The following is a 24,908-nucleotide window of genomic DNA, read 5'->3' on the forward strand; positions in this document are numbered from 1 at the left end:
TACGAAGTGACGCCTTGGGCAAGGCATTTGGAGGAGGCCCACCCGCGCCCCGGGACGGACCACCGCTCACCTACCGTTGCTCCCATGACAGCCACCGAAGCGGACATCACCGAGGACCTGATCCGGGACCTGTTGCGGGAGCAGTGCCCCGACCTGGCGGACCGCCCCCTCACGCTGGGAGCCCTCGGCTGGGACAACCAGGTGTGGCGGCTCGGTGACGACCTCGCCGTCCGGTTGCCGTGGGCGACGCGGAGCGCGGACGCGCTGCTGCGCAAGGAGTACACCTGGCTGCCTCTCCTCGCTCCGCGCCTGCCCCTGCGCGTGCCCGTCCCGCAGCACCTCGGCGAGCCCTCCGCCCGGTTCCCGCACCCCTGGCTCGTCACCACCTGGGTGCCGGGCGAACCCGCCGACCGCGCCCCGGCCACCCGCCCCGCCGAGGCGGCCGCCGCCCTGGCCGGGTTCCTGTCCGCTCTGCACCGCCCCGCCCCCGACGAGGCACCTGCGGGCCGGGACCGCGGCGGCCCGCTGGCCGACACCGCCGAGCCCTTCGTCCGAGGGCTCGCCTCGGCCGCCGAACTCGGGCTGATTCCCGCCCCGGACGCCGTCCGCGCCGTCTGGGAGGACGCCGCCGCCGCGCCCGAGTGGGCGGGGCCGAGGCTCTGGCTCCACGGCGACCTGCATCCCGCCAACATCCTGACCACGGACGGCACCTTCTCCGGCGTAATCGACTTCGGCGACCTGTTCGCCGGCGACCCGGCCGGCGACCTCGCGGCCGCCTGGCTCCTCCTCCCGGACGGCGCCGTCGACTTGTTCCACAAGGCCTACCGGCCGAACCCCGACCCCGCGACCCTGCGCCGTGCCCGTGGTTGGGCGGCGGTGCGCGCCCTCGGCTGCCTCCACATCGGCGACGCCGGGGTGCACGGCCGCCCCGGAGGCAAGGCCACCTGGGGCCCGCCTGCTCGGGCCGCGCTGCGACGCCTCACTGCGGCGGTTCACGGGTGAGCGGGCGCCCGGCCGCGCCAGGTGACGGCGGCGGGCACCGTGAGGTGGCTGCGCAAGCGTGTACGGCTCGTGTGCGGGGCTCAGTGGAAAGTGAGGGACTTCCCTGAGACACCTCAGGGCCATCCCCGATACCGAAGTGACCGCCCCACTGGTGCACTGGAACCATGCACCGAAACCCGCCGCCCACAGCCTCCGCTCACGTTCCGGCCGCCCTCGCCATCGCTGTGGGCCTGCTGCTCCTCACGCGGCGCCACCTCCGCCCCACCCCGACGAACCGCTCCCCCTCCCCCGCACCTCTCAGGTACGAGTCCGAGTGCGGGTACGAACGTGGGTGCGAGGCCGGGCCCTTGTACAAGTCCGAGCACGGGAAGGGTCCACGCGGCACAAGCTCAGCCGGTGTGCAGGGTCCGAAACCGATCAGGTTGCGCGGGGTCCCGGTCGACGACGTGGACCGGCGTCCAAGCCCACTGCCAGACGCTGATGCCTGGAACGCGGGAGAACCGGATGTGCCCGCGGGAGCCTTCGACCGCGACGTCCGGCCAGAATCCGGCCGTGCGGGCCTGGTCCACGCCGGGGGAACGGAGCGCTTCGGCGAGGACGGCGATGGTGTCGTAGCCCTCGAAGGCGACGAAGGAGGGTGCCCCGGCCAGCCGCTCGCGCAGGGCCGTCGCGACCCGGGCGCCGAGCGGACCGAGGCGCTCGGGCAGATAGCGCAGGAACGGAACCCCGGCGCCGTCGTCGCCGAGCGCCGTCGCCCATTCGGCGAACTCCGGTTGTCCGGCCGGAGCGCCGATCAGCACCTCGGCCAGGCGCTGGTCGCGGCGGACGGACTCGACGATCGGCACAGCCGGTTCCGGGTGACCGACCAGCAGGAGCAGGGCCGTCGCACGGTTGTCGACGAGTTCGTCGCACACGGCGGCAGGGGTGAGCGTACGCATGTCGAGTTCGGTGACGGTGCCGCCGTGCGGCGCGAGGTGGTCCCGCAGGATGCGGGCCCCGGAAGCCCAGTAGACACTCGGCTGGGTCGCCACGGCGATGCGTCGGTGCCCCGCCCGGAGGAGGAACTCCGCGTAGATCCGCCAGCCATGGGACTGCGCGGGGGCGAGCCGCGCGACCCACTCCGTCGGCTGTTCGGTCAACGCGTCCAGTACCGCGGACGAGCAGAGGAACGGCAGGCCCAGGGCGTCGGCCCTGGCAGCAGCCGCCCGAGCGACGACGCTGTGGTACTCCCCCGCCAGCGCGACCACGCCCAGGTCTGCCAGTTCGTCCACGGCCGCCGCGGCCCTCTGCGGGTCGGCCGCGGTGTCGCGGACCACCAGCTCGAGCGGCCTGCCGTCGATACCGCCGGCGTCGTTGACTTCGCGCACGCCCAGTTCGAGCCCGGCGAGCAGGTGCCGACCCGCCTCGGTCCAGCCGGGCCGCGTCAGCGGAACGAGGACGCCGACCAGCACGGACGGCGCGTCGGTCGGTCTTGCGGGTGGCCCGTCGGTGCGCGCCGCTCCCGGTCGCGAGGACGGCGTACTCATGCGCTCGCACCCCCCACACGACGACGCGGCCGCAGCACGCCGGGCTCGCGGAGCGGCACAGCACTGAGGTGGACGTTCATCTCGCCTCGCCGTGGCGGGCGCACCGGGGTCACCATGCCGGACATTGCATCCACCGCTTCGCCGCGAGGCAACCGAATATGCGTCCGCGGAGCTACCGGACCTCGCGGACCCTTCTTCAGCCTCATGTCGAGCACGCGGCGGGCCCGGCCCGGCACTTCAGGGACGGGCACCTGCGCGCCGGGGCCGGGCGCCCAGAAGGGTGCACGAGACGTAGCCCGCACCAGTCCACCGGCAACTGATGCGGGCTGTTCGCCGCAGGGGGGCGGAGCGGTCCCGACCCCGACCACCTCACGCCGTACGACCGTACGACCTGCACGGTTGCCGACACTGTCGTTCACGGCTCCCGACCTAGCAGGGCCGGTCCTCCGGTGCGCTCAGGACCCGCGAACCAGACGGATGGTCCAGTTCGCCGTTCCGTTAACGTCCAGCTCCCGCATACCGATGTTCATCGACGGGTCACTGGCGACATCCGGGCACCAGTCGAAGACCGAGTGGGGGACGTTCTCGGGGAACGGCCCCGCCCACTGGGCGTTGTCCACGGCGAAGGCGTACCAGTACCAGTACCGGTTGAGGCCGGAGAGACTCCCGCCGTACGCCACCTTGGACTCCCCGGGGGCGATGACCCACCAGCCCTTCCTGCGCCACGGCTCGGGGCGGCAGTTCCGGTCCAGGAACTCGATCATGACGTTCACGGTGCTGGGATACGCGTTCTCGAAACGCAGCACTGCGATACCCCCTTCAGTCCGCGCTCCGGGGAAGCCGCCGGACAGCGGACCCGGCGCCTTCCCGCTCCAGCACGAAGTCCGCGGGAAGCCCGACCACGCCGGGCTTCTCCTCGCTGACCTTGATTGCCTGTTCCTCCTGAGCCACCGGCGCTCCATGCACCAGGGCCGCTGCCAACTGCTCCGGCTCCACGTCCGAGGTGGAATCCACTCCGACGTCCGGTGTTTCACCGGCCATGAGACGACGCTCCTTCCGCGTCAGACCTGCACTGCACCCCTGCACTGCCCGTCGCTTCGATTCCAGAGCACGCCACATCGCCTTTCAGTTTCTGGTGAGTAGCGGCACTCGCTTCTGGCGGCGGACAGGACGCACCTGGCCAAGAAATCCGAACCACCGCAGCGCACGACTATGACCTCGCGCTGCCGGCTCGCCATTCCTCGCCGAGACGAAACTCGGTAAACCACGTGCATCGCACAAGGTATTGAGGCGGCACCAAGAAAAGAAGCGGGTGTTCCGATGAGCGGAACGATCTGCCGAAAAGCCATGTACACCTTCGCGGGCGCGTTCTGCCGATATGACCGTGACCCGCGCGAAAGGCTGAAGCGCCGCGAGCACGTCTGCCGGAGCCCGTCGACGCCTGCGGCGGTGGCGTCGGCGCACGACCCTTGCCGTAGCGAACGACCCATCGTGGGCGGTTCGCGCGGCGGAGCAGCCGAGCGCAGGACGCGGTTGGGGCGCATCCGCCCCCATCCCCGCACAGGCAGGTATTTGAAGCTTGTGGACCGAGGGCGGAGTCGTACACGAGCGCGTCCGTCACTTGTCTAGTTGTCGACTCCATCCCTGCTCGTCCGAACCGATAGCGTCACCCGGCGCCGCGTCGGCGTGGCGCGGTAAGTACCGGACCCGCAGGAGGAGTTGTGCGCAGCAGACACACCGGCCGTATGACCCGCGCCGTCGGCGTCGCCGGCGCGACCGCCGCTGCCGTCGTCCTGGCCGCTTCACCGGCCTCGGCGGCGGAGTGGGGTATCCACGGCGCGGGCAACCCGCTCGACGACTGGTGGGACGAGCAGATCGTGTCGGCCAAGGAAGAGCACCACCCGCGCGGCAACGTGGCCGCGATGTGGCAGCAGATCCTGTGGGCCGACGGCTATCTCACTTGGGCCGACATCGACGGAAACTTCGGTACGAAGACGACGACGGCGTCCAAGAAATGGCAGGCCGACCACGGTCTCGACGCAGACGGCCTGATCGGCCGCAACACCTGGAAGAAGGCCTCCACCAGCAATCTGACCCTCGGCAGCGAGGCGAACACCTTCGTGTACTGGGGCACGGGTGGACGGAAGATCACCTTCAAGCGTCCGAACGACCCGGATTACTGGCAGATGCAACTGGGGTCGGAGTGGGGCACCCTCTCCTACGACCTGTGCACATATGACAAGTGCGTCGGTGTGTGATGGCAGCCCGACGCCGAAGACTCGTCGCCCTCAGTGGTCTTGCCACCCTCGCCGCCACCGCTGCCCTGCTCTCAGCCGCCCCGGTGGGCCAGGCGGCGGCGGACGGCGGTACGGAACCGAAGGTGCGGGTGACCGTGACCCCGCCCGACGGAGTCGCCACCATCGACCGACTGCCCGCCAGGACTCGCAAACCGGTGCCGGGCTCGATCATCCAGACCTGGACGCGAGAACGGTTCACCAAAGAGACATGCATCAAAGCCATCAAGGAGACCGGCGCAGGCGTGGTGACGCACTCCAACAGGTTCAGCACATGTCGAATGGTCGGCATACGGTCGGAACTGCTGAATGACCCGACGGTATGGGCGGAGACGAAGGCGGTGTTCGTCTCGAACACGGATCAGTTCAACCGCACCGTCACCACACACCTGTGGACCACTGAATCCAAGATGTTCGTCGCGCCCGGATCGGACCCGCAGGGCACCAAGCTGAGGAAGGTGATGGACACGGACCTGCAGATCCTGCAGGAGTGCTGGGGGATGGAGGGCGCGTCCTGCGACGACAAGAAGCCCACCGATCCCGGACCCGTGCCGACGAAGCCCTTCGACGGCGGGCCCAGGAACTTCCTCGACTGGTACACCAAGGAATCGGCGCGGGAGCCGTCCACCGTGACGTTCCAGACGGATCGTTCCGACGCCTCCAAGCTCACGTCGACGATGATCGCCGAGTACCCGGAGATCGCACAGCAACAGGACATCGACAAGGTGTCGTACCACACGATGGCCACGAAGATCGTCTGGGTGGACGGGCTGAGTAGGGACTTCGCCGCCGACGACACCTTCCGCTGTGACAACGCGAAGTACCTGCGCGCCCGCCACGGCTGCGTGTGGCGCCGCACCGTGGAGGTCAACGGTGAATCCGGGCCGGTCGGAAAGGCGGACATCGAGGCCACCTATCCCGCCCCGTACTCCATGGCACCGGAGTGGGCACAGCACGTGCTGAAGGCCCAGAACAAGCCGACCCAGACCCAGCCCTACGCACCCGATCCGAACCAGCCGGGAGCGCCCAGGGATCCCTTCGGCTGGGGCGGCACCTTCAACATCGCGGGCGGCCCGTCGCGCCCGTCCGCGGACCTGCCGCTCACCCGCATCTACCAGGGCTCCCACAACCGCCGCACCACGCAAGGACAGCACGCGGCGACCCAGGCCAACGCCAATCGCAACATGGTTCGCCGGGCCTGCAACCACCTCAACCGCACCCCACCGGGCGTGGCCACACCGGAGTGCGACGAGTACCCCTTCGCCTCCACCTGGCAAGGCGCGCAGTACACGAATGACGCGGCCACCAAGGCCAAGCCGTGGAAGTTCTCAGTGAAGTACATAGGACATCGCGCCAACAACGACGCCGGACGGGACTTGCGCCTGTTCTACTCCTGGGCCCACGTCCTGCACGGCGGTGACCCCTTCCGCGTAGCGGTCCTCGACGCACCGGCCTCCCGCGCAGGCCACGAGGAGGCGGTACGGGAGTTCGCGCAGCGCAAGGACGCCCAAGCGCAGCGCGGGACACGCGCACCCCGGGCCTACGCACCCGAGGACCTGTGCACCAACCCGGACATCCCCGGAGGTTTCGAGTTCGTCTGTGACTACGACGAGGAGTGGGTGAAGTTCGACAACGGCACGTTCCAGGCGTTCGTGATCGGCAAGGACGGCCAGGCTTACACCAACTGGACGCGCGCTGACGGCAGTTGGGCCGGATGGCAGAACTTCGGCGGCTGGCACGACGGCGGGATCGAGGTGGTCGATCACAGCGGCGGCTACGTCAAGGTCCGCACCACGGGCACCGACGGACAGCCGTATTACAAAGAGCGTACGGCCGCCACGGGTGCATGGTCGGAGTGGCACAAGTAAGGGCACAAGTAAGGGACAGAGCCGGTGGTTGCCGCCGCATGAATGAGCTTCCGTGGATGACTGGCCTTACGGCAGCAGTGACCGGTCCTCAGGTTCATGAAGTGCTGCGGCCGCCGCTCACCTGAGAAAGCACCTCACGCGGCAGGTCGAACACGTCGAGCCCGCGTTCGGCGAGGTGGGCGGTCACCGTTCCGGGGCCGCAGCCGACGCCGAGGACAGGGCCGAGCCCGCTCACAGCCTCCACGCAGGCGTGTCGGCGCGTGTCGATGGCTTGTCAGTGGTCTGTCGGCGGCCTGTCGATGGTCTGTCGACGGTCGCGTGGAGAGTGGAGTTCGTCGGTGCCGGGGATCAACGGCACCGGCCCTCAGCAGCACACCATCCCGACCCACTGGCACGGCCTCCCCGGCTTTCGCATGACCCGCCGAGGTGCCCGCCCAGTGGTCCACGAGCAGGAAGACAGCCCCATGACCACTCATGTCACGATCATCGGCGCCGGGCTCGGCGGCCTTGTGCTCGCCCGTGTGCTGCATGTGCACGGGATACCGGCCACGGTCTACGAGGCGGAAACCTCCCCGGACGCGCGTTCGCAGGGCGGGCTGCTCGACATCCACGACTACAACGGTCAAGTGGCGCTGCGCGAAGCCGAGTTGCTGGGCGAGTTCCGCGGGCTCATCCTGGAGGGCCGCCAGGCCATGCGCATCCTCGCTCCGGACGGGAACGTCCTGTTCGACCAGGCCGACGACGGCACGGGCGGGCGCCCGGAGGTGCAGCGCGGTGAACTGCGCCAGATGCTGCTCGACTCCCTCCCGGCCGGCACCGTCCGGTGGGGGCACAAGGTCAGCGGCGCTCGTACCCTCGGCGAGGGGCGCCACGAGGTGACGTTCGCCGACGGCCGCACCCTCGTGGCCGGGTTGCTGGTCGGGGCGGACGGCGCGTGGTCGCGGGTGCGGCCGCTGCTGTCCACCGCCGTACCGGAGTACGTCGGCAAGTCGGTGGTCGAGACGTACCTGTACGACGCGGACACCCGGCACCCCGCCGCCGCGAAAGCCGTCGGCGGCGGGTCGATGATCGCGCCGTCGCCGGAGAGGGAGATCTTCGCGCACCGGGAGAGGGGCGACACCCTGCACGCGTACATGGGGCTGTACGGGCCGCCGGACTGGTTCGCCGCCATGGACTTCGGCGACGCCGCGGCGGCCACCGCCCGGGTCGCGGCGGAGTTCGACGGCTGGGCGCCCGAGCTCACCGCGCTGATCACCGGCAGCGACACCGCGCCGCTCCTGCGTCCCCTCCACGCCCTGCCGCCCGGGCACCGCTGGGACCGGGTGCCGGGAGTGACCCTGCTCGGGGACGCCGCCCATCTCGCGCCCCCGAACGGTGAAGGCGCCAACCTGGCCATGCTCGACGGTGCCGAACTCGGCAGGGCCCTCGCCACGCACCGCGATGACGTCGAGGCCGCGCTGACCGCGTACGAGCAGGCCATGTTCGCCCGCAGCGCCGAGGCCCACGACATGGAGTCCGGCGGCAATCCGGTCCACGACCTGATCACCGCGTTCACCGGGCATGAGGAGGAACGGTGAGGCATACGGCGCCGGTGCCCGCCGTCGTCCAGGTCGGGGGGCAGCGGCGAGAGGCGCGCGCATCCGCCGGTGAACCGGCCGGGACAGGCGAGCTCCGCCCATGGGGCCCGGAGGCGCGCGAGCGCGGTCGGCAGCACCGCGCAGGGCATGGCGCGCCCCCCCGTGGCTCCGGTGTGGTTCGCGTCTTCCGCGTCAGCGCTCCACCCGCGCCACGAGGTCAGCGGCCTCCGTCCCGCGCCACGCACGTGCGGCCCGGTCCCTCCCGCCCCAGCGGATCTACCGGCGTCTCCATGACCACGTCGACCACCGTTCCCGAGTCGTTCACTTGGTGCCGGGCTGAAGGTTTTTGCAGCGAATCGCGCACACCTGTTGGCCGGAAAGAGTTGGTCTGCCGGTCCCTGCCGTGCGTGTGCCCACGGCCTCTACGGTCCCTGTGACCAGTCGGCGACGCCCAACGACTCGTCATTCGCTCGTGGTGAAGGAGTAGCTGTGGAACGTCGCAATTTCCTGCGTGGTGCGGTGATCGGCACCTCCGCCGCCGTCTTCGGCGGCACCCTCATGCACGGTGCCGCGTACGCGGCACCGGCGCAGAACGGCACCAGCCCCTACGGCGGCCTGCTGGCCGCCGACGCCAACGGCATCATGCTGCCGTCCGGCTTCACCAGCCGGGTCATAGCCCGTTCCGGCCAGACGGTTCCCGGTACTTCGTACACCTGGCACGGCGCCCCCGACGGCGGTGCCTGTTTCGCCGACGGCACCGGCTGGATCTACGTCTCCAACTCCGAGCTCGGCACCGGCGGCGGCGCGAGCGCGGTCAAGTTCAACTCCTCGGGCTCCGTCACGGGCGCCTACCGCATCTTGTCCAACACCCGGAACAACTGCGCCGGCGGCGCCACCCCGTGGAACACCTGGCTGTCCTGTGAGGAGGTCAGCCGCGGCTACGTCTACGAGACCGACCCCTGGGGCGCGAAGGCCGCCGTCCGGCGCGGCGCGATGGGCCAGTTCAAGCACGAGGCGGCCGCCGCCGACCCGGTGCGCAAGGTGATCTACCTGACCGAGGACGAGTCCGACGGGTGCTTCTACCGGTTCATTCCCGCGACCTGGGGCAACCTGTCCTCCGGCACCCTCCAGGTGCTGGTCGCGGGCTCCGGCACCTCCGGCTCCTTCACCTGGGCCAACGTGCCCGACCCCGACGGCTCACCCACGTACACCCGCGACCAGGTCTCCGGCGCCAAGATCTTCAACGGCGGCGAGGGCTGTCACTACGCCACCGACACCGTCTGGTTCACCACCAAGGGCGACAACCGTGTCTGGCGGCTCAACCTGACCAGCAACACCTACGCACTCGCCTACGACGACAGCCTCGTCACCAACGGCTCCGCGCCCCTGACCGGCGTGGACAACGTCACCGGCAGCTCCTCGGGCGACCTGTTCGTCGCCGAGGACGGCGGCAACATGGAAATTTGCATCATCACCCCCGCCGACGTCGTCGCGCCCTTCCTGCGGATCACCGGCCAGTCCGGCTCCGAGATCACCGGCCCGGCCTTCTCCCCCGACGGCAGGCGGCTGTACTTCTCCAGCCAGCGCGGCACGTCCGGCAGTTCCTCCGGCGGCATCACGTACGAGGTCACCGGGCCCTTCCGCACCTCCGCCTGAGCGCGCCCCGGCGCCGGCCGGCGCGCCCCGTACCCCCGTCCGCACCCGCCCCCTCCACTCCGGTCAGCGGAGGGGGCGGGTGCGGGGGCGCCGGTGTCCGCCCGTGCTCAGGTCGTCGCGCCCTGCGGGCAGGGCGCGTCACCGGCCGGGGTGAAGCAGGCGGTGACGGTCTTCCCGTCGGACGTCGGGTGGATGCTCCAGGTGTCGGCGAGGGCCTGCACGATGGCGAGGCCACGGCCGCCGACGCTGACGTCGTCCGGCCGGCGCGGCGCGGGCGCCCCCGGCCCCGAGTCGTGGACGCTGAGGTGCAGGCGCTGCCCGTCCCAGGTCAGCACCACCTGGGCGCTGGTGTGCGCGTGGTGGTGGGCGTTGGTCACGAGCTCGGAGACGGCGAGGACCACCGAGTCCACGGCGTCGGGCGCGGTCCGGTCCCACCCGAGCGCCTCCAAGTGCGCGCGGGCCCACTCGCGGCCCGCTCTGACGCCGCGGGAGACGGGGAAGGACTGGGCCCATCCGACGGCTCGTACCGATGCGTCCGGCATGGCGCACCCCCTGAATGTCTGGATCGCGGTTCCCCCTCCTTCTACCCCCGACCCCGCAGTTCAACGGTTCCGGCAGCGAAGGACCACAGCTCACGGCGCACCACCCGCGCTCCGGGCCCGGGCCGGGCGCCGGCCGTCACCGCGGGAGCGCGCCTACTCCAGCCAGCCCGCCGCCCGCGCCGTCTGCCACGCCCGGCTCTCGGCCCGGTCCGCCGCGATGTTGCGGCGGGCGTCCCGGCCGCCGGCGGCGTCGGCGGCCTCGGCCGCGCGCCAGGCGGCCCTGGCCGCGCGGCGGGCTTCCAGCTCGGCGCCGCCGTAGCCCTTGTCCCCGGTGGCCGTGGCGGAGTCCACGGCGCCGGAGCGGGACTCCGCGGGACGGGCCGCCCCGGACGCGACGGCCGCCCACATCGCGGCTCGCGCGGCGTCCTTCGAGGTCATCCGGCCCGTCGGGCCGCCGACGGCGTCCAGTACGGCGGACCGGGACGCGTCGGCGGCTCGCGTACCCCACTCCCGGGCCACCTTCCCCGGCGCCCTGCCCTCGATCAGCTCCGCCCGCTTCGAGGCGTACGCCGCGCGTGCGACGTGGCAGTCCGCCAGCGTCTTGGCGTCGGCTCTCTCCCACTTCCCCGCGGTACCGGCGCACACCCGCATGGACGCGCGCCCGCCGTCCACGGCCTGCGCCGCGGGGGCCAGGACGACCCCGCCGAGCAGGACCGAGGCCCCGGTCAGACCGACGGCCACAGCCTCACGTGCCGCTTTCCGTGCCCTACCCACGACTCCCACATCCCGTCCGCTCGTGCCCGCCGGGCCCTGTCCCGGTGGAGCTCGCCGACATCATGGAAGCCGCGGGCGGGCGGACCGGCCGCGAACCGCCGCTCCTCACCCTTACGGGGCGGCGGGAGTCCTCGGCCCCTTGTGCTTGCCCCGCGGTCCGGTCAGCGTGCGTACGCCGCCACGGTCTCCTTGCTCACCAGGGTGTCGCCGGACCAGCAGAGCCGGTAGAGGTCGACTTCCTCCAGCAGGTCGCGGCCGGAGCGGTAGAACTCGCAGCGGGAACCCGGCGGCCGGGGCGCGGCCCGGGCGTGGTCGGGCGGGTACGGGAAGGCGCGTGCCGGAAGCAGCGGGGTGAGGGCGGCGCGGGACTGCCCGGGCCGCATCTGGTCGAACCGGGACGGCGGCAGCACTCCCGTGGTCAGTTGCCAGGCCAGGTAGAGCGCGGCCGGCGCGAAGAACGCCGCGGCGGCGACCGGTGCCGCGAAGGCGGCGAGGGAGCGGCGGCGCGCGGCCCGCCGTACCGCGGCGAGCCGTTCCGCCGCCCGCGGGGCCGGGTCGAGGTCCGCGTCCCCGTACGCGGGCGTGCCGGGGGGCGCCGGGCGCGCCGCGCGGCGGGGCGGGGCCTGGTGCGGGAGGACCGCGGTGACGCGGAACCCGCCCTCGTGGGGGCCGGCCCGCAAGGTGCCGCCGAGCATCGTCACGCGTTCCTGAAGTCCCGTCAGGCCCCGGCCGCCCGTACCGTCCGCCCGGGGTGCGGGCGCCCCGGCCCGCCCGGCCGCCGGGGCCGGAGCGTTCACGACGCTCACGCGGGTGCGGTCGGCCCGGTGGTCGATGGCCACCGTGACGGCGCCGCCGGGGGCGTGCTTCACGGCGTTGGTGAGGGCTTCCCGCACGACCCGGTACATGCCGCGTTCGACCAGCGACGGCAGCGCGGGCACCGCTCCCCGCCGCTCCCAGCGCACCGGCACGCCGGAGGCGACCGCCCGGCCGAGGAGGTCCTCGACCGTGTCCTTGCCGGTCGGGCCGTCCGCCCCCGCCCCTGCCTCCACCCCCGGGCTGCGTGGTTCGTGCAGGAGGGCGACGGTTTCCCGTAGGTGCTCGACGGCGTCCGCGATCGTCCCGCGCAGCTCGGCGAGGTCGGCGCGGTCGCGGTCGGTGAGGTCCGGCGAGAGCTCCAGGGCGCCCGCGCGCAGGGCGACCAGGCTCAGGGTGTGGCCGAGCGAGTCGTGCATGTCGGCCGCGATGTCGGCGCGTTCGGTCAGCCGGGCCCGCTCCGCGACGAGGTGCTGCCGCTCCTCCAGGCTCCGTGCCAACCGCCAGCCCTCGCGTACGAGTTCACGCCGGCCGCGCCAGTGGCGTCCCGCCAGCCACGGCGGCAGGAGGGCGGCGGGCAGCACGGTCAGGGCGTAGAACCACCACACGGGCGGCACCCGCAGCGCGGCACAGGCCGTGACGTCGGTCGCGAGGCACGCGGCGAGCACCAGGAGCGGGCCCCGGACCTGCGCGACCCGGACACCGAGCAGACAGCTCACCGCGGCCAGGGACAGGACCTGAGCGTTGGCGGGGGTCGCGGCGTCCGCCAGGCCGAGCGCGCACAGCCCGTTGACGAGGAGCACCGCGGCCCCCGGCCGGCCGCGGGACAGCGGCACGGCCACCGCCAGCACGGCCAGCGGGAGCAGCAGGTCCGCGACCGGTGAGGCCTGACCCGCGTCCCGGAAGCCGTACCCGGTGGCGGCGGCGAGCACGGCCCACAGCGCCCCGTCGACGAGAAGGGACCGGGCCGGGGGTGTGCGGGGGCGCGGCATGGTGGGAGGTCGTCCTTCCGGTCGCGGTCGGTGCTGTGACGTGCACGGGACGATTCTGCGGGTCGCGTGCCGGGCACCCGCCGGGGGTGGCCGTCGGCGGGCGCCCGTCCCTTGGCAAGGGAGCCCGTGCCGTGGCGCGGGAGGCCGTGCCGTGGCGCGGGAGTACACGAGTGGCGACGTGTACGCGACGCCGTACACCCGTCCCTGCGGACCCGCGCGTGCGCCGCTCAGGCGTCCCTGCGTCGCAGCACGTACTGGCCGACCCCGTGGGCTGCCGCCGCCCAGGCGGCGACGAGGAGCACGGCCGCCGCCGGGGAGAACGGGGCGTCGGTGCCGGCGCGCATGAAGTGGTCGCCCGCTCCGTACGGCAGGCGGTCGTTGACGGCGGCGAGCGCGTCGCCGCCGAGCCCCAGGAGCACGCTCGGCAGCGCCCACAGCAGCGTGCCGAGGATCGACAGCGCACCGGCCGCGTGCCGTGCGGCGAAAGCCACGCCGACGGTGAGCACGGCGACGAGCGCCTGGTAGGTGCCGACGGCGAGGACCTGGGCGAGGGTCGTGCCGACCGCGAACGAGGCCCGTCCGTCGAACGCCCCCCAGGCCACGGCTGTGCCGACCACGGCGTACAGGGTGCCGCCGAGGAACGCGACCACGGCCGTCACCAGCGCCTTCGCCGCGTGCACGCGGTGCCGCCGCGGCACCCACAGCAGCGAGGCCCGTACGGTCCCCGTGGTGTACTCGGAGGTCACCGCCACCGTGGCCAGGACGACGAAGACGAACTGGGTGACGACGGCGGAAGCGGCCGCCGCGTTCCCCACGGGCTGGACCGGATGGCCGTTGATGTCGGCGATCGAGGCGTAGTAGAAGGTGAACACGGCGGTGATCGCGAGGCCCGCCAGGAGGCAGAGGGCGGGGGCGCGGACGGACCGGAGCTTCGTCCACTCCGCGGCGACCGCCCCCGGGAAACCGCCGGGCGTACGCCCCTCCGCGCTGCCGGGCGTGCGTCCGCCCGGACTGCCGGGCACGCCCCGCGTCGGCACCGTCCGCCCGCCCCGTCCCGTCGTGGTGGTCATGACCGTCCCCCTTCGTCTTCGCCGGTGTTGCCGGTGGCGTACTCGACTTCGCCGGTGCCGCCGGTGGCGTTGGTGCCACCGGTGCCGCCCGTTGCGTACTCGACGCTCCGCGCGGTCAGGTCCATGTACGCCTGCTCCAGCGACACCCGGACGTCGCTCAGGCTGTGCAGCCGTACGCCGTGCCGGTGGGCGAGGTCGCCGACCTCGGCGGCGGTGCGGCCCTCGACGGTGAGCGCGCCGTCCGCCGACGTCTCGACGCTCACCCCGTCGACGGCCGTCAGGCCGCGGACGAGCGCCGCCCGCTCCTTCGGGTCGGGCACCGTGGCGCGCGCCGACGCGGGCGACGCGGCGGCGAGGAACTCCGTCATGGAGGTGTCGCTCAGCAGCCGTCCCCGGCCGATGACGACGAGGTGGTCGGCGGTGAGCTGCATCTCGCTCATCAGGTGGCTGGAGAGGAACACCGTGCGGCCCTCCGCCGCCTGGTCGCGCACGAGGCGGCGGATCCAGCGCACGCCGTCCGGGTCCAGGCCGTTCACGGGTTCGTCCAGGATCAGCACGGGCGGGTCGCCGAGCAGGGCGCCCGCCACCCCGAGCCGCCCGCTCATGCCCAGCGAGTACGTCCCGGCCGGGCGGCGGGCCGCCGTGGACAGGCCCACCAGTTCGAGCACCTGTTCCACCCGGCGCACCGGGATGCCGTTGGTCCTGGCCTGGGCGATCAGGTGCGCGCGGCCGGAGCGGGCCGGGTGGACGGCCCGGGCGTCCAGCATCGCGCCGACCGCGCGCAGCGGCCGACGCAGGTCGGCGTAGGGCCGGCCGGCGATCAGGGCCCGCCCGCGCGTGGGGTGGTCGAGCCCCAGGATCATGCGCATCGTGGTGGATTTCCCGGCCCCGTTGGGGCCGAGGAAGCCGGTCACCTGGCCGGCCTTGACGTCGAACGTCAGGTCGTCCACGGCGAGTGTGCCGCCGTAGCGTTTCGTCAGTCCTCGGACGCTGATCACGAACGTTCCTTCGCTGTCGGTCGCTGGGCTCCGGCGCGCGGGACGCGGCGCGCGGAGCGTGTGTACGGATCACGGGCGTGCGGATCGCCGGTGTGCGGACCGCGGGTGTAGGGATCACGGGTGTACGGAGCGCGGCAGCCGCCCCGGTTCCGTACGGCAGCGACGCTAGGAGCGCTCGCGGCCGGTGCCCATGGGCCGAAAGGAAGAGGCGTCCTGCCTTTCGTCATGGACCTCCCCCGACCTGGGACGTAACCCTGGGGCGCGCCGTCCGCGGGGCGGGAGCCCGGCCGTAGGCTCGTCCGCGTGGAAGACACGACACCGAGCGAGCGGCCGGTCCGGGTCCTGGTGGCCGACGACGAGGCGATGGTCCGGGCCGGGGTGCGCGCCATCCTGGCCCGGGACCCGCACGTCGAGGTCGTCGCCGAGGCGGGTGACGGGCACGAGGCCCTCGCGCTGGCCCGACGGCACCGGCCGGACGTCGTCCTGCTGGACATCCAGATGCCGGGCCTCGACGGGCTGACGGCCGTGGCGAGGTTCCGGCGGGAGCTGACGGCGGTCGGTGTGATCATGCTGACGACCTTCGGCCAGGACGAGTACATCACCCGGGCCCTCGAGGAGGGCGCCGACGGATTCCTGCTGAAGGCGGACGACCCCAGGGAGCTCCTCAACGGGGTACGGGCGGTCGGCGCCGGCGGCGCCTACCTGTCTCCCCGGGTCGCCGGCCGGGTCATCGCCGGGATGCGCGCCCACCGGTCGGCGCACCCCCACCGCTCGCTGGACCGGCTGACGGAACGGGAGCGCGACGTGCTCGCCGGGCTCGGCGCGGGCCTGTCCAACGCGGAGATCGCGGAGCGGTTGCACCTGGTCGAGGGCACGGTGAAAGCGCACGTCAGTGCCGTGCTGACGAAGCTGGGCGCGCGCAACCGGGTGGAGGCGGCCATCGCCGCGCACGAGGCGGGCCTGATCCCGCGGCACGGCGGCTGACCGCCTTCCCGATCCGCCGCGGTCCGCGTGTGCGCGTACGCGGGTGGCGTTCCCCCGACGGTCGGGAGGCGGCGCGGGCCACGTCCGGGGGACGCGGGCGCAGCGGGGGGAGCGTGCCTTGCCGGGCAAGGTTCTGTGCGTTCTTCGGCAAAACGTCGCGCCGTCGGCTCCTAGGGTTGCGTTTCGTCGGGTTGCAGGACACACCTATCCGCGTTCGTTCGGGGGCCTCAATGGAACAGCGTCTCGGCACGGTCACCTCCGCGGTGACGGCACAGGTCCGCACCGCCGAGGGGGTGCCGCCGACGCCTCTGCCCGCGGAACTGCGGTACGAGGTCTCCGACCCCTATGCCGTGGTACTCACCCTCGGCCCGTCGACCGACTGGGCCGTGACGTGGGTCTTCGCCCGTGCGTTGCTCGCCGAGGGGTTGCGGCGGCCCACCGGGGCGAGCGGGAACATCTGACCGCGGGCCCGGCCTCTGAGGACGCCGCTGGATGATCACGCTCCGGATTATCGGCGGCCGTGTCGGCGTTGTGCCCTGTGGCCGTCGGGTCGGCGACAAGCCGTAGCTCGTGCTCGTTCCCAGCACCACCCCGCAAGCGACGCCTTGCGAGCGACACATCACCAGCGCCACACCGCACGTACAAGAGCAGGCCGGGACGACCACCTGCTCGATTCGTCATCGAAGGAAGACCGAGTGTCACAGGAACAGAAGAGCTTGGTGCCGAGCACGCAGTTCGGCGTCTTCAGCGTCGGCGACGTCACGCCGGACCCGACCACGGGCAGGACGCCGACCGAGCGCGAGCGCATCAAGGCCATGGTCGCCATCGCGCTGAAGGCCGAGGAGGTGGGCCTGGACGTGTTCGCGACCGGGGAGCACCACAACCCGCCGTTCGTGCCGTCCTCGCCGACCACGATGCTCGGCTACATCGCGGCGCGGACGGAGCGGCTGCTGCTGTCGACGTCCACCACCCTCATCACCACGAACGACCCGGTGAAGATCGCCGAGGACTTCGCGATGCTCCAGCACCTGGCCGACGGCCGGACGGACCTGATGCTGGGGCGCGGCAACACCGGCCCGGTCTACCCCTGGTTCGGCCAGGACATCCGGCAGGGCCTCAACCTCGCCGTCGAGAACTACGCCCTGCTGCACCGCCTGTGGCGCGAGGACGTCGTCGACTGGGAGGGCACGTTCCGCACGCCGCTGCAGGGGTTCACCTCCACGCCGCGCCCGCTGGACGGCGTACCGCCGTTCGTCTGGCACGGGTCGATCCGCTCCCCGGAGATAGCGGAGCAGGCCGCGTACTACGGCGACGGCTTCTTCCACAACAACATCTTCTGGCCGGCCGACCACACCAAGCGGATGGTCGAGCTGTACCGGACCCGCTACGCCCACTACGGGCACGGCACACCGGAGCAGGCGATCGTCGGCCTCGGCGGGCAGGTGTTCATGCGGAGGAACTCGCAGGACGCGGTGCGTGAGTTCCGGCCGTACTTCGACGTGGCGCCGGTCTACGGGCACGGCCCGTCCCTGGAGGAGTTCACGGAGCAGACGCCGCTGACGGTCGGCTCGCCGCAGCAGGTGATCGAGAAGACGCTGGCGTTCCGCGAGTACGCCGGTCACTACCAGCGCCAGCTGTTCCTGATGGACCACGCCGGACTGCCGCTGAAGACCGTGCTGGAGCAGCTCGACCTGCTCGGCGAGGAGGTCGTGCCGGTGCTGCGCGAGGAGTTCGCCCGCAACCGGCCCGCGGACGTGCCGGACGCCCCGACCCACGCCTCCCTGCGCGCCGCCGCGGAGGCCGGGAACGCCGGGAGCGCCGGGAAGGTCGAGGACAACGCCGACGCCGAGGACGCCGCGCGCGCCGGGGCCACCGGCGGCAGCCGCGAGGAGGTGGCCGCGCGATGAGGCTCGTCGTCGTCTCGGCGGGGCTGAGCGTCCCGTCCTCCACGCGGTTGCTGGGCGACCGCCTGGCCGCCGTCGCCGCGAAGGAGGCCGCGGCCCCCTCCCCCGCCCCGGCCGGTGTCCAGGTCGTCGAGGTGCGGGACCTCGCCGTGGAGATCGCGCACAACTTCACCAACGGGTTCCCAGGGCCCGCGCTGGCCGACGCGTTCGGCGCGGTGGCCGGGGCGGACGGCCTGATCGTCGTCACCCCGGTGTTCTCCGCCTCGTACAGCGGTCTTTTCAAGTCCTTCTTCGACGTGCTGAGCGTGCACGACGAGGACGCTCTGGCCGGGAAGCCGGTGCTGATCGCCGCGACCGGCGGCACCGCCCGGCACTCGCTCGTCCTGGACCACGCGCTGCGCCCGCTCTTCGCCCACCTCAAGGCCGTCGTCGTGCCGACCGGCGTCTACGCCGCCTCCGAGGACTGGGGCGCCGCCGGCCTGGACCGGCGGATCGAGCGGGCGGCCGGTGAGCTGGCGGCGCTGCTGCGAGGGACGCCGGCGACAGGCGGCCCCGCCGCCGGGCAGGCCTCCACGCTGGTGCCGTTCGAGGAGTGCCTCACCGCCCTCGGCCAGAGGCCCCGGCCCGGCCGGAGCCCCCGCCCCGTCTCGTGAAGCGGTGGCCGGGCGGCCCCGGTGACGAGAGCGGTCGGCGGTGGGGTGGCCGGGGCATCGGGGGTATGAGTGACCCGGAGTACAGGAGGCGCGCCGATCGGTTCTATATTCATACAAACCATCCATGCGCGGCCCTGCTGCGATGAACGGGGGGTAGGACCGCGGTGGTCGAGACCGACAGCACCACACACGCCGGGGCGGAGTCCCGCACTGCCCGCAACGCGCGCAAGAAGGCCCGGAGGCGCAAGCGCCTGGGCCTCGGCGCGGCCGTGCTCGTCGCGGGCGGGGCGGCCACCGCGTCCCTCCTGACCCTCGGGGACTCCTCCGAGGGCCGCGACGACGCCGGGCACGCGGCCTCCGCCTCCTCGCACGGGGCGGCCCGGGGGGCCGCGAAGCACGGGAAGAAGGGCAAGGACGACGAGGAGGACTGGGACGGCAAGGTCCGGGTCCTCGGGGACGGCTCCACCTCCTACACCGGGCCGCAGCCCCGGCAGCTCAAGCCCAAGAAGCTCAAGCCGGGCGAGAAGCCGCCGCAGTTCGTGGTGTTCTCCTGGGACGGCGCCCTGGAGGGCGACGACCACCGCTTCTCCCACTTCCGCCAGGTGGCGAAGGAGAGCGACGCCCACATGACCTTCTTCCTCACCGGCATCTACCTGCTGCCGGAGAGCAAGAAGGCGCTCTACCGCCCGCCGCAGCACGGCCCGGGCGCCGCCGCCATCTCGTACCCGACGGTTCCGCACATCCGGGACACGCTCGGGCAGTTGCGCGGCGCCTGGAAGGACGGGCACGAGATCGGTTCGCACTTCAACGGGCACTTCTGCGGGTCCAAGGGCGGCGGTGAGTGGAGTCCCCAGGAGTGGAAGAGCGAGATCGACCAGACGTACGCGTTCATCAAGAACTGGAAGACCAACACCGGCTTCTCCGGCGAGGCGCCGCTGCCCTTCGACCCGGACCGGGAGGTGGTCGGCGGTCGCGCGCCCTGCCTGGAGGGCCAGAAGAACCTCCTGACCGCGATCAAGCCGTTCGGCTGGCGCTACGACGCCAGCTCCTCGGGCGACTTCCAGATATGGCCGTCCAAGGCGAACGGCATATGGAACTTCCCGCTGCAGCTCCTGCCGTTGCAGGGCAAAGAGGTGCAGGTCCTCTCGATGGACTTCAACTTCCTCTACCACCAGTCCGGCGACCGCACCCAGGGCGACCCGGCGAAGTTCCCGGCATGGGAGGAGCAGGTCCGGGCCTCGTACATGAACGGCTTCAACCGGGTCTACAACGGCAGCCGGGCGCCGATGTTCATCGGCAACCACTTCGAGGACTGGAACGGCGGCATCTACATGAACGCCGTCGAGGACGTGATGCGGGACGTGTGCCCGCGCAAGGACGTCCGGTGCGTGTCGTTCCGGGAGCTGGCGGACTGGCTCGACGTCCAGGACCCGAAGGTCCTGGCCCGGCTGCGCATGCTCGACCCCGCGCAGGCGCCGGACTGGACGTCCCTGGTCAAGTAGCGTGGGCCGGGCCGCCGGGTGCTCCGGCGGCCCGCCGCTACTTCACCGAGGCGATGTAGTCGGCCCACAGGCCGACCGCCCGGTCGCTGCCGAGGGTGCCGGGGGCGTCGCCGCCCAGCCCCTTCAGCGGCAGCGGCACCAGGTCGGTCAGCGCCATGCGGTAGACGACCACGGCCGTGGTCTCGGCCTCGGTGCCGCCCACGAACCAGCCCGCCGTGTTCTGGGCGGTCGTCCCGGTCTTGCCCACGGCGCCGGGGCGCACCGCGCCCGCCTCCCTCGCCGACCCCTCGGTCATGGTGGCCCGCAGGGCGTCCGTGACCGCGCGGGCGGTCCGCTTCGACACCGCCCGCGCCGACTTGGGCCTGTCCAGCGGCACCGTGGCACCGGCGCGGGTGACCGAGCTCACCGAGTAGGGATCGGTGTGCGTGCCGCCGGCGGCGAAGGTCTGGTACGCCCCGGCCATCCGGATGGCGCTGGGCGTGGAGTTCTCCCCGAGGGCGAACGGCGGGACCCGCTCCCCCAGGCTGGACTTGAGCAGCCCCGCGCGCAGGGCGTACGACTCGACCCGGTCCAGGCCGACGTCCAGGCCGAGTTGCAGCAGGGGCGTGTTGACGGAGTGGGCGACGGCCTGCCGCAGGGTCACCTCGCCCCAGTCGCGGTCGCCGTCGTTCTGGCCCTTCACCACGTTGCCGCTGCGGTCCCAGTACGGCCCCTCGGGCGTCCGCACGGCGACCCCGTCGTCGCCGTTGTAGACGCTGGCCGGGGTGACGGGCGTCCGCGGCCCGCCGCGGGTGCGCTGCACGCCCTCCTCCAGGGCGGCGGCGTAGACGAACGGGGTGAACGCCGAGCCGGCCGGGATGGTGGTCGCGTTCGACTGGTTGAAGCCCTGCTTCAGGTAGTCGCGCCCGCCGTACAGGGCGAGCAGGCGGCCGTCCGTGGCGACGCTCGCCGCGCCGATCCTGGCGTGCTCGTCGGTGCGCGGCCGCCGCCGGGGGTCGAAGTCCTTCTCGGCCTTGCGGACGGCCGCGGTGAGGGCCTGGGTGCGCGCCTTGTCGAAGGTCGTGTGGATCTGGTAGCCGCCGAGGTCGAAGTCGGCGGCCTTGATGTGCCCGTTCCTGACGGCGTGCTGCTTGGCCAGCTCCACCAGGTAGCCGGTCTGCGCGCCGGGGGTGCCGCCGGTGCCCGGGCCCGTGGGCTCCGGGAACTTCGTGTACGTGGCGCGCTCGGCGCGCGAGAGGTGGCCGGTCTCGACCATGCGGTCCAGGATCCAGCTCCACCGCTCGACGGCCCGCTTGTGGTTCTCCTTGCCGAGGGCCGGGTCGTAGAGTCCGGCGCCCTTGAGGAGGGCGGCGAGGAAGGCGCCCTCGCTGGCGTTCAGCTTGGAGACGTCCTTGCCGTAGTAGGCGTGGGAGGCGCGCTGGATGCCGTACGTGCCGCGGCCGAACCAGCTCGTGTTGAGGTAGTCCTGCAGGATCTTCTTCTTGCCCGTCCGGTTGTCCAGCTTCACGGCGAGCAGGAGCTCGGTGAACTTCCGGGACAGGGTGCGGTCCTGGCTCAGGTAGACGTTCTTCACGTACTGCTGCGTGATGGTGGACCCGCCCTGGGTCTCACCGCCGCCCACCGCGGCGCGCAGGGCCCGCAGGACGCCGGTCGGCGAGACCCCCGAGTCGGAGTAGAAGCTCGCGTTCTCGGCCGCGAGGACGGCGCCCTGGACCTTCGGCGGCACCTTGTCCAGGGGTATCTCCTGCCGGATGACCCAGCCGGTGCGGGCCATGACGGAGCCGTCGGCCCAGAAGTACACGTTGTCCTGTTGTGTGGCGAAGGAGTTGAGGTCGTCGGGTATGTCCGTGGTGGCGTAGGCGATCGCGACGAAGCCCGTCAGGCCGAAGCACAGGTACAGGAAGGCGCCCAGCCACTGGCGCCACGAGGGCACCCACCGCCGCCACCCGCTCCGGCCCGGCCGGGGGTAGGCGGGGCGCAGGCGGCGCAGCTGCCGGCGCGCCACCGCGAGGGCGCCGGGTGTGCCGCCGCCGGACCGCGGCCGGCGCCGCGCCGCGGGCTTCCTGCGGCGGCCGGTCCCCTGGCCACGGCTGCCGAACACCGCCCGTAGACCCCCCGATCGCCCTTCCGCGGCCGTACTCCTCCCACCCACTCCGCACGCCTCCTCTGCTGCCTGTTCCGCACACCCTAGAGGTACCCGGGACGGGGCCGGCCGGGGTGTGGGAACGGTGTCCGGCGGTCGCCGGAGGCCGCGTGGGACGAACGGCGCAACGCAGGCGCCCAGTTGTGCGAAGATTCCGTCCCCCGGGCGACTCGACCGGGCGACAAAAGAGGAAACAGAGTGATATCCAAGAGATACAGACCCGCCGTCATCGCCGGTCTGACCATGGCCGTGATGTCCGGCCCCCTGCTGGCGTACCCCGCGAACGCCACCACCCGCACCCCCGCCCCGGCCGTCGACGCCGCCGACAGCGCGCCGCGCGAGGCCGACCGCAGGACGGCCGCCACCTTCGCCCGCATCGCCGAGGACGTCCTGTCCCGGCGCACCCAGGCCCTGGTCCAGGGGCGCGGCGGCTCCCAGGACAGTACCGCGAAGACCCGGATGTCCGTCCGGCTGAAGAAGGACGAGGACGCCGCGCTCCGGTCGCTGCGGTCCCGCAAGTCCCGGCTCGCGGCGCTCGGCGAGGCCTACACGGACGCGAAGACCCGTGTCGTGGTGGAGCGTGCCACCGTCACCGGCAGGACGGCGACCGTCCGGGCCACCGCGTCGTCGACGCTCACCTACAAGAAGGTGCGCGGGGACGAACCGGACACCACCGCCTTCTCGACGCGGCAGGAGCTGACGTTCGCCGCCACGAGGAACGGCTGGGAGCTGACCTCGGTCACGTCTCGGGACAACGGCCCGGTCGCGGTCGACGAGCCGCCGACGGCCCGGGTGAAGACCGTCAAGGACGACGGCAAGCAGTACCCGAGCGGCACGCCGGCGTCCACCGCGTACCCGACGAGGCCGACGCCGAGGAAGACCGGCGGGGCCTACGACTACTCCGCCATGGCGCGGTACACGGAGAAGTACTGGCGTACGTACAACACGGCGTACCGGCAGTTCAACGGCGCCGGGGGCGACTGCACCAACTTCGTCAGCCAGGCGCTGAAGGCGGGCGGCTGGAAGTCCGTCCCGGGCACGTCCTCCGACTACCGCAACTGGTGGTACGACGGCGCGCGGCAGAGCGGCTCCTGGGTCGGGGTGAACGAGTGGGCGTGGTTCACGCTGTCCAACCGGCGGGCCCCGAACCTGACGAACGTCTACCAGCTGGACGTCGGCGACGTCCTGCAGGTCGACTTCGACCGCAACGGGTCCAAGGACCACTCGATGATGGTGACGTACCGCGACCGGCGGGGCATGCCGTACCTCACTTACCACTCGACCGACACCTACCGCAGGTCGCTGGCGAGCATCATCGCGTCGTATCCCAACGCGCGTTACTTCGCCTACCGCACCTGATCCCGCCGCACCATCGCGGGGCAGCGGGCCGGGAGGCCCCTGAGCCGCCTCGGTACGTCCCCGCGCCGCGCGGCCCGTCCCTTCGGGGAGGGGCCGCGCGTCCTTCGTGGGGGGTGTGGCCTCCCGTCACCGGCGGGTGGTGACCACCGTGACCAGTGCGCCCAGGAACACCCCGGCGACGAGCGCGGGGGCCGGGGACCACGCGGCCAGCAGGACGCCCGCGGCGGCGACGGCGAACGGCACGCCGTCGGCCGCCCGCCTCTGGTGCGGCCGCAGGTGGATCGCCCACACCGTGGTCAGGAAGACGGCGGCCGGGACGGTGACCGCGAGGCCGGCGCCCACGGACGAGGTGCCGGGGTGGCGTGCGAGGTGGTCGGCGTAGGCGGCCAGGCCCGCGCCCTCGGCGGTGGCCGACGCGAAGACCAGGTAGTGGCCGTAGGCCCAGGTGAAGCGTTGGCGGTGCGCCTGGTGGGTGGTGGCGAGGAGCGTGTGCGCGGGCCGGGCGAAGTACAGCCACCACAGGGCGAAGGCCATCAGCAGGCCGCCCCCGGCCAGCGCGTACAGGGCGCCGGTGCCGTGGTGCCGGTCGAACGCCCCCCGTACGGCGACCGTGGCGGCCGCGACGGACTCGCCGAGCACGATGAGGGTGAACAGCTCGTAGCGCTCGGCGATGTGGTGCGGGTGCCACGGCGTCATCCCGGCGGACTGCGCCCACACCGGAACCAGGAGTTCTGCCACCACCATCACGGCGATGCCCGGCAGGTGGGCCCGGTCCGGCAGGAACAGCAGGGCCACCCAGCCGCCCTGGCAGGCCGTCACCCCGGCGGCGAAGCGGAGCGTGGTCCTGCGCCGGGCGCGGTCGGCGAGCCCGGCCCGGACCCACAGCGCGGCGAGCGCCGTGCGCAGCACCACGTAGCCGAGCGTGATGACGAGCAGGTCACCCTCGTCGAAGGCGCGGCCGACGCCCGCGGCGAGGACGAGGGAGCCCGTGATCTGCGCCAGGACGGTCAGCCGGTAGGGGGTGTCGTCGGGGTCGTAGGCGGAGGCGAACCAGGTGAAGTTCATCCAGGCCCACCAGATGGTGAAGAAGACCAGCGCGAAGCGCAGGACGCCGGATGCGGGGTCGCCGTGCGTCAGCGCCCCGTGCAGATGCGCCGAGGCCTGCGCCACGGCGACGACGAAGCACAGGTCGAAGAAGAGCTCCAGGGGGGTGGCGGACCGGTGCGGTTCCCCGGGGTCGCGGCCGGTCAT

Annotated in this window: 21 protein-coding genes and 1 pseudogene; 11 read left to right on the plus strand and 11 right to left on the minus strand. The window is 72.5% G+C overall.

The window, feature by feature from the left end:
- The first annotated feature begins 84 nt into the window (after window positions 1-84).
- A complete protein-coding gene (locus QK440_RS20455; protein ID WP_282794605.1) occupies window positions 85-1,002 on the plus strand; it encodes a phosphotransferase in 918 nt (305 codons plus the stop codon).
- Between the two features lie 389 nt (window positions 1,003-1,391).
- Here the strand turns inward: QK440_RS20455 and QK440_RS20460 are convergent, their stop codons facing one another.
- The 3 genes from QK440_RS20460 to QK440_RS20470 form a co-directional block, all read right to left on the minus strand.
- Window positions 1,392-2,528, minus strand: a complete 1,137-nt coding sequence (locus tag QK440_RS20460) for an ABC transporter substrate-binding protein (RefSeq protein ID WP_282794606.1) — start codon at window positions 2,526-2,528, stop codon at window positions 1,392-1,394.
- A gap of 455 nt (window positions 2,529-2,983) precedes the next feature.
- Window positions 2,984-3,334: a DUF1036 domain-containing protein gene (locus QK440_RS20465; RefSeq protein WP_282794607.1), complete on the minus strand. Its 351-nt coding sequence runs from the start codon at window positions 3,332-3,334 to the stop codon at window positions 2,984-2,986.
- A 13-nt stretch (window positions 3,335-3,347) separates the two neighbouring features.
- Window positions 3,348-3,569 carry a hypothetical protein gene (locus tag QK440_RS20470; protein ID WP_282794608.1) on the minus strand — a complete coding sequence of 74 codons (222 nt, stop codon included), beginning with the start codon at window positions 3,567-3,569 and terminating at the stop codon, window positions 3,348-3,350.
- A 680-nt stretch (window positions 3,570-4,249) separates the two neighbouring features.
- Here QK440_RS20470 and QK440_RS20475 point away from each other — a divergent pair.
- Window positions 4,250-4,786, plus strand: coding sequence for a peptidoglycan-binding domain-containing protein (locus tag QK440_RS20475; protein ID WP_282794609.1), 537 nt, complete (start codon window positions 4,250-4,252; stop codon window positions 4,784-4,786).
- A complete protein-coding gene (locus QK440_RS20480; RefSeq protein ID WP_282794610.1) occupies window positions 4,786-6,690 on the plus strand; it encodes a hypothetical protein in 1,905 nt (634 codons plus the stop codon). The genes QK440_RS20475 and QK440_RS20480 overlap by 1 nt, the downstream gene beginning before the upstream one ends.
- Before the next feature lie 151 nt (window positions 6,691-6,841).
- On the opposite strand, the pseudogene QK440_RS20485 reads toward QK440_RS20480, so the two are convergent.
- Window positions 6,842-6,931: pseudogene (locus QK440_RS20485) on the minus strand (SAM-dependent methyltransferase); the annotation flags it as partial.
- 223 nt (window positions 6,932-7,154) lie between these two features.
- Here QK440_RS20485 and QK440_RS20490 point away from each other — a divergent pair.
- Together QK440_RS20490 and QK440_RS20495 are read left to right on the plus strand one after the other, a co-directional pair.
- Window positions 7,155-8,267: an NAD(P)/FAD-dependent oxidoreductase gene (locus QK440_RS20490; RefSeq protein ID WP_282794611.1), complete on the plus strand. Its 1,113-nt coding sequence runs from the start codon at window positions 7,155-7,157 to the stop codon at window positions 8,265-8,267.
- Between the two features lie 489 nt (window positions 8,268-8,756).
- Window positions 8,757-9,923 carry an alkaline phosphatase PhoX gene (locus QK440_RS20495; RefSeq protein ID WP_282794612.1) on the plus strand — a complete coding sequence of 389 codons (1,167 nt, stop codon included), beginning with the start codon at window positions 8,757-8,759 and terminating at the stop codon, window positions 9,921-9,923.
- A gap of 107 nt (window positions 9,924-10,030) precedes the next feature.
- On the opposite strand, the gene QK440_RS20500 is transcribed toward QK440_RS20495, so the two are convergent.
- The 5 genes from QK440_RS20500 to QK440_RS20520 form a co-directional block, all read right to left on the minus strand.
- Window positions 10,031-10,465: an ATP-binding protein gene (locus QK440_RS20500; protein ID WP_282794613.1), complete on the minus strand. Its 435-nt coding sequence runs from the start codon at window positions 10,463-10,465 to the stop codon at window positions 10,031-10,033.
- Window positions 10,466-10,618: 153 nt separating this feature from the next.
- Window positions 10,619-11,206, minus strand: coding sequence for a hypothetical protein (locus tag QK440_RS20505; RefSeq protein WP_282794614.1), 588 nt, complete (start codon window positions 11,204-11,206; stop codon window positions 10,619-10,621).
- Window positions 11,207-11,400: 194 nt separating this feature from the next.
- On the minus strand, window positions 11,401-13,044 hold the full coding sequence (locus QK440_RS20510) for a histidine kinase (protein WP_282794615.1): 1,644 nt from the start codon (window positions 13,042-13,044) through the stop codon (window positions 11,401-11,403).
- A 227-nt stretch (window positions 13,045-13,271) separates the two neighbouring features.
- Complete coding sequence (locus QK440_RS20515) at window positions 13,272-14,114, minus strand: ABC transporter permease (protein ID WP_282794616.1); 843 nt, start codon at window positions 14,112-14,114, stop codon at window positions 13,272-13,274.
- Window positions 14,111-15,112, minus strand: coding sequence for an ATP-binding cassette domain-containing protein (locus tag QK440_RS20520; protein WP_282794617.1), 1,002 nt, complete (start codon window positions 15,110-15,112; stop codon window positions 14,111-14,113). The genes QK440_RS20515 and QK440_RS20520 overlap by 4 nt, the downstream gene beginning before the upstream one ends.
- A 363-nt stretch (window positions 15,113-15,475) precedes the next feature.
- Here QK440_RS20520 and QK440_RS20525 point away from each other — a divergent pair, with 363 nt between their 5' ends.
- The 5 genes from QK440_RS20525 to QK440_RS20545 all read left to right on the plus strand — a co-directional run bounded on the left by QK440_RS20525 (window position 15,476) and on the right by QK440_RS20545 (window position 20,155).
- Window positions 15,476-16,096: a response regulator transcription factor gene (locus QK440_RS20525; RefSeq protein ID WP_282794630.1), complete on the plus strand. Its 621-nt coding sequence runs from the start codon at window positions 15,476-15,478 to the stop codon at window positions 16,094-16,096.
- 230 nt (window positions 16,097-16,326) lie between these two features.
- Window positions 16,327-16,557 (plus strand): SsgA family sporulation/cell division regulator, encoded by a 231-nt coding sequence (locus tag QK440_RS20530; RefSeq protein ID WP_282794618.1) that lies wholly within the window; start codon window positions 16,327-16,329, stop codon window positions 16,555-16,557.
- Between the two features lie 234 nt (window positions 16,558-16,791).
- A complete protein-coding gene (locus QK440_RS20535) occupies window positions 16,792-18,003 on the plus strand; it encodes an LLM class flavin-dependent oxidoreductase (RefSeq protein ID WP_282794619.1) in 1,212 nt (403 codons plus the stop codon).
- Window positions 18,000-18,653 carry an FMN reductase gene (locus QK440_RS20540; RefSeq protein ID WP_282794620.1) on the plus strand — a complete coding sequence of 218 codons (654 nt, stop codon included), beginning with the start codon at window positions 18,000-18,002 and terminating at the stop codon, window positions 18,651-18,653. Before QK440_RS20535 ends, QK440_RS20540 begins: the two co-directional genes overlap by 4 nt.
- 251 nt (window positions 18,654-18,904) lie before the next feature.
- Window positions 18,905-20,155: a hypothetical protein gene (locus tag QK440_RS20545; protein WP_282794631.1), complete on the plus strand. Its 1,251-nt coding sequence runs from the start codon at window positions 18,905-18,907 to the stop codon at window positions 20,153-20,155.
- Between the two features lie 37 nt (window positions 20,156-20,192).
- Here the strand turns inward: QK440_RS20545 and QK440_RS20550 are convergent, their stop codons facing one another.
- Window positions 20,193-22,160, minus strand: coding sequence for a transglycosylase domain-containing protein (locus QK440_RS20550; RefSeq protein ID WP_282794632.1), 1,968 nt, complete (start codon window positions 22,158-22,160; stop codon window positions 20,193-20,195).
- 336 nt (window positions 22,161-22,496) lie between these two features.
- Here QK440_RS20550 and QK440_RS20555 point away from each other — a divergent pair, with 336 nt between their 5' ends.
- Window positions 22,497-23,657 (plus strand): amidase domain-containing protein, encoded by a 1,161-nt coding sequence (locus QK440_RS20555; protein WP_282794621.1) that lies wholly within the window; start codon window positions 22,497-22,499, stop codon window positions 23,655-23,657.
- A gap of 126 nt (window positions 23,658-23,783) precedes the next feature.
- Here the strand turns inward: QK440_RS20555 and QK440_RS20560 are convergent, their stop codons facing one another.
- Window positions 23,784-24,908 carry a low temperature requirement protein A gene (locus QK440_RS20560; protein ID WP_282794622.1) on the minus strand — a complete coding sequence of 375 codons (1,125 nt, stop codon included), beginning with the start codon at window positions 24,906-24,908 and terminating at the stop codon, window positions 23,784-23,786.

This window comes from Streptomyces sp. CC224B, assembly GCF_030010595.1.
In the GTDB taxonomy this organism is placed as follows: Bacteria; Actinomycetota; Actinomycetes; order Streptomycetales; family Streptomycetaceae; genus Streptomyces; species Streptomyces longispororuber.

What these genes read in the sequence shown, in the direction of transcription:
- QK440_RS20530 (WP_282794618.1), top strand. Translation starts at nt 16,327, where the DNA reads ATGGAACAGCGTCTCGGCACGGTCACCTCCGCGGTGACGGCACAGGTC.
- QK440_RS20525 (WP_282794630.1), top strand. Translation starts at nt 15,476, where the DNA reads ATGGTCCGGGCCGGGGTGCGCGCCATCCTGGCCCGGGACCCGCACGTC.
- QK440_RS20455 (WP_282794605.1), top strand. Translation starts at nt 85, where the DNA reads ATGACAGCCACCGAAGCGGACATCACCGAGGACCTGATCCGGGACCTG.
- QK440_RS20460 (WP_282794606.1), bottom strand. Translation starts at nt 2,528, where the DNA reads ATGAGTACGCCGTCCTCGCGACCGGGAGCGGCGCGCACCGACGGGCCA.
- QK440_RS20490 (WP_282794611.1), top strand. Translation starts at nt 7,155, where the DNA reads ATGACCACTCATGTCACGATCATCGGCGCCGGGCTCGGCGGCCTTGTG.
- QK440_RS20510 (WP_282794615.1), bottom strand. Translation starts at nt 13,044, where the DNA reads ATGCCGCGCCCCCGCACACCCCCGGCCCGGTCCCTTCTCGTCGACGGG.
- QK440_RS20560 (WP_282794622.1), bottom strand. Translation starts at nt 24,908, where the DNA reads ATGACCGGCCGCGACCCCGGGGAACCGCACCGGTCCGCCACCCCCCTG.
- QK440_RS20515 (WP_282794616.1), bottom strand. Translation starts at nt 14,114, where the DNA reads ATGACCACCACGACGGGACGGGGCGGGCGGACGGTGCCGACGCGGGGC.
- QK440_RS20470 (WP_282794608.1), bottom strand. Translation starts at nt 3,569, where the DNA reads ATGGCCGGTGAAACACCGGACGTCGGAGTGGATTCCACCTCGGACGTG.
- QK440_RS20540 (WP_282794620.1), top strand. Translation starts at nt 18,000, where the DNA reads ATGAGGCTCGTCGTCGTCTCGGCGGGGCTGAGCGTCCCGTCCTCCACG.
- QK440_RS20480 (WP_282794610.1), top strand. Translation starts at nt 4,786, where the DNA reads ATGGCAGCCCGACGCCGAAGACTCGTCGCCCTCAGTGGTCTTGCCACC.
- QK440_RS20500 (WP_282794613.1), bottom strand. Translation starts at nt 10,465, where the DNA reads ATGCCGGACGCATCGGTACGAGCCGTCGGATGGGCCCAGTCCTTCCCC.